At 39.9% G+C, this 3,732-nt stretch carries 5 protein-coding genes; all 5 read left to right on the forward strand.

All coding sequences use genetic code 11. The features are described 5' to 3' along the window. The first annotated feature begins 136 nt into the window (after positions 1-136). The 5 genes from R7O13_RS23710 (at position 137) to R7O13_RS23735 (ending at position 3,546) form a co-directional block, all read left to right on the forward strand. Positions 137-910, forward strand: coding sequence for an aminoglycoside phosphotransferase family protein (locus tag R7O13_RS23710; protein ID WP_318304799.1), 774 nt, complete (start codon positions 137-139; stop codon positions 908-910). Between the two features lie 135 nt (positions 911-1,045). Then, positions 1,046-1,396, forward strand: coding sequence for a hypothetical protein (locus R7O13_RS23715; RefSeq protein WP_031781288.1), 351 nt, complete (start codon positions 1,046-1,048; stop codon positions 1,394-1,396). Positions 1,397-1,547: 151 nt separating this feature from the next. Next, the gene (locus R7O13_RS23720) at positions 1,548-2,174 is read left to right on the forward strand and encodes a hypothetical protein (protein WP_025510797.1); all 627 of its coding nucleotides are present in this window, start codon (positions 1,548-1,550) and stop codon (positions 2,172-2,174) included. A 152-nt stretch (positions 2,175-2,326) separates the two neighbouring features. Further along, positions 2,327-2,767 carry a hypothetical protein gene (locus R7O13_RS23725; protein ID WP_318304800.1) on the forward strand — a complete coding sequence of 147 codons (441 nt, stop codon included), beginning with the start codon at positions 2,327-2,329 and terminating at the stop codon, positions 2,765-2,767. A 146-nt stretch (positions 2,768-2,913) separates the two neighbouring features. Next, a complete protein-coding gene (locus R7O13_RS23735) occupies positions 2,914-3,546 on the forward strand; it encodes a hypothetical protein (RefSeq protein ID WP_086483348.1) in 633 nt (210 codons plus the stop codon). Positions 3,547-3,732: the final 186 nt, after the last annotated feature.

Raw genomic sequence — 3,732 nt, forward strand, 5'->3', positions numbered from 1 at the left:
ACAAACTGCTTAAGAGGGATTCGCAACGCGTGGCATTTTTGCTATGCGTTGATTTTAGTGCTTAAGGTGGTATGCGGAGGCTTTTGTATTGCGTTGCTCACCCCTTAGCAGGGCGTTAGTTGCACAGGGAGGTATCGTGGAAGAATTATCAGGCGGAAGAGAGTCTGCAATATATCAAGATGGTGAAGTCGTCTATCGACCTCTTAAGTCATGGAGTTCTACAATTCATCTTATTTTGAAGCATCTTGAGCGAGAAAAGGTAGATGAAATCCCAAAGTTTCTAGGTGTTAATCAAAACCAAGAAATCTTAAGTTTTGTCGCAGGTAATACCTACAATTATCCGCTAGTTGGCGCAATCGCAACAAATGACGCACTCATGTCTGCGGGTAAATTATTACGTAAAATACATGATTCAACAGTTTCACTCTTGGAGCAAATTGATGTTAATGCACACCGATGGATGTTAGTCCCGAGAGAGCCATTCGAGGTTATCTGTCATGGTGACTTTACCCCATACAATGTTGCTCTATTCGAAAATACAGTTGTTGGTGTGTTTGACTTCGACACGGCGCACCCAGCACCAAGAATATGGGATTTAGCATATTCGGTTTATTGTTGGTCTCCTTTTAAAACTGACAGCAATGATAAGCTAGGCACAATCTCAGAGCAGGTGGCTAGAGCCAAGTTGTTCTGTGATAGTTACGGTGCAACTTATTTAGAAAGAGAGCAATTAGCTGATGCTATGGTTCAGCGATTACAGGCTTTAGTATCCTTCATGCGTAGTGAAGCCGAAAATGGCAATGAATCCTTTGCTGAAAATATAGAGCAAGGTCATCTTCAAGCCTATCTAGATGACATAGAATATATCACTGAAAATAAACAAAAAATTCAGTGCGCATTGTGCAACTAACAAAGCGTTTAAGGCAGATTCGCAACGCGTGGCATTTTTGGTTTTAATCAGCTTTCGTGTTTACGGGGGCAAGGTTTAGGTTCAGTGGTAGTGTTGCTCACTACTTAACGCGGCGTTATGCTCTAGGAGGGAATTTTGCTCAATTTACTGAAGAAAGTGGTGCTAATCAATCTTGCTGCAGCATTGATTGTTATTCTCTTAGCTCAGTTTGTCCCCTTCTTTGCTACTACTCAGCCAGTCGACTTTCTGTTCTTCGTTGTTATCGTGAACTGGGTTTTAGCAAAGCTTATGTGGGAAGGTGGCGTATATAGTAAAACAGCGCATATGGATGATTCTAGAACAGATAAAGTTTACAAAATGGTAGAAGGTCATGATTTCGAAAAAGACCAACGAGAGCAGCATAGAATGAACTTCCAGACAGGTTTGGTTTTCTTTATTGCAGGGCTTCCAGCGTTTGTCACTTGCTTAATTCTCCAATTTCTTTGAGTACGAGCATAACAAATTGTTCAAGAGTGATTCGGCACGCGTGGCATTTTTACCATGCGTTAGGTTTGGTGGTTAAGGTGGTATGCGGAAGCTTAGGTATTGCGTGCCTCACACCTTAACAAGGCGTTATAAAGATAGAGGAACATGTTAAGTGACAGAAACAATAATGGCTTACCTTGATGCAGGAAACTATGGTTATGTTTTTCTGTTTATTGCTATATCAATCGTCATTAACTTTGAAAAGATTCTTTCTACGTATTCAACCCATAGAAAACGCCGCTTAGATTCATTGGAGCGTTCAGTATCAATTGAAAGTTTAGATGAAAGGCTAAAGCGTCATTTGCATTCGGAGATTGAGATAGAAACTTTTTATCTTACTCATGGCGTGAGAGTTAGCCGTGTTCTCTTAAACGGGATGCTAGATCTTAACGAAATCATTGGCACTCGGGTTTCGTTTAAGCACATAATTCGTTGTAGCCGATTACTTCCCAACCTCAAAGATGTTCATAAAGAGAACTTTCAAATTGCTATCGATAAATTTGATAAACTATATGCATATTATAATTTGGGGCTAGGTTTGCCGGGTTTTATTGGAGGGATAATATGGTTTGCTTACAGCATATCTCAAATAGTTACGTCGCCAAATTACCCAAGTTTAATCGTCTCTTGTTTCACGGTATTAGTCAGTTTCGCCATGTTGTTCCAAGGTGCTCCGTATATATCAACCAAAATTATTAATAGAGAGCTGCGTGATTTACCCATGCGTGAGAGCGTTTAGTCATCTTTATAACAAACTGTTTAAGAGTGATTCGCAACGCGTGGCATTTTTACTATGCGTTGTTTTTAGTGTTTAAGGTGGTATGCGGCAACATCGGTATTGCGTTGCTCACACCTTAACAGGGCGTTATGTGATTTAAGAGGAAACAATCAATGTTCTCAAAACGATACAAGTTTTCTGAATGGTCTAACTCTGGTATTCCTCAAGTCGCAGCTGGGGTTTATGCCATTTGGCGCGGTCAAGAATTAGTTTACTGTGGTATGTCTGGTCGTCAGATCGAAAAGAATCGCCATAAAGTTAAATTTGGTTTGATAACTCGTATTCAAAGTCACGCATCCGGACGATTAAGCGGTGATCAGTTCTGTGTTTATGTTGCTAATCGTTTGGTTATTCCTAGCCTGAAACAAGAAGACTTACCAAGATTTGCTTCTGGTGAGCTTAAGTTGGATGGTCTTACTAAGTCATACATCCATGAACATCTTGAGTATCAATACCTTGTAGTAGAGTCTAGTGATGAAGCTTATGACATTGAAAATCAAGCTAGGGCGGGTGAAACTTTTGGCATATTGCCACTGTTGAACCCAATCACATAACAAACTGTTCAAGAGGGATTCGCAACGCGTGGCATTTTCACTATGCGTTGGTTTTAGTGTTTAAGGTGGTATGCGGCGGCTTTTGTATTGCGTTGCTCACCCCTTAACAGGGCGTTATGTTTTAAAATTACAGTATGGAGTATTAAGTGAAGGTTACAGGAACGGGTGTAGTTGCAGTGTTTTCCATCGTATTGACCTGTTTTGGTTTTTTGCTGGGTACTACATCATTCGGTGAGTTCTTTTCAGGTATTAAGTGGACAGATATTGTTTCAGCTGTTGGCTCAATTTTAGCCGGTGTAGGTACTATAACTGGTGTTTTTGTCGCGTTTTATGTTGGTGGGCAGTGGCGCAAGCAAAATAAGATTATCTCATTTACAGCTTACTACGAAACACTACTTAAGTTGCTAGATTGTACTGTAGAACAGAGTACGATTTTGACGAATCGAGTAATGGAAGATTATCCGCATGATCCTGAGTTTAGTGATTATGAGCGTGAGAGAATGTCGTACCTTCACCGTACGTTTGATGAATTGATGTCTGGAATAATTAATGAATATGCAAAATTAGAATTGTTATACCCAGCAGATGATGTCGCTCCTCTCAATCCAATACTACTACGAGAACAAATTGGTAAGTATCGCGCAGTGCAATATGTATATCGCCCGCATGAAGTTGACCACGCTGAATATGAACAAAACGTCACTCGAGAATTTCAAGTTTTGAAGTCTGTATTCAATAAATACAAACTTCATGTGAAAACAGTGATAAATAAAACATAACAAACAATTTAAGAGTGATTCAGCACGCTTGGCATTTTTGGTTTGAGTTAGGTTTAGTGATTACGGTGGTCAAGTTAAGTGTCGTGTTAGCGCGCTTCACACCTTAATTGGGCGTTATGTTTTTTGGGAGAAAATGATGGAATTCAAGCTAGAAATCTATGCACCTGAAACAGAAGTTGTATCTAT

It is taken from the genome of Vibrio sp. Y176, from assembly GCF_033438945.1.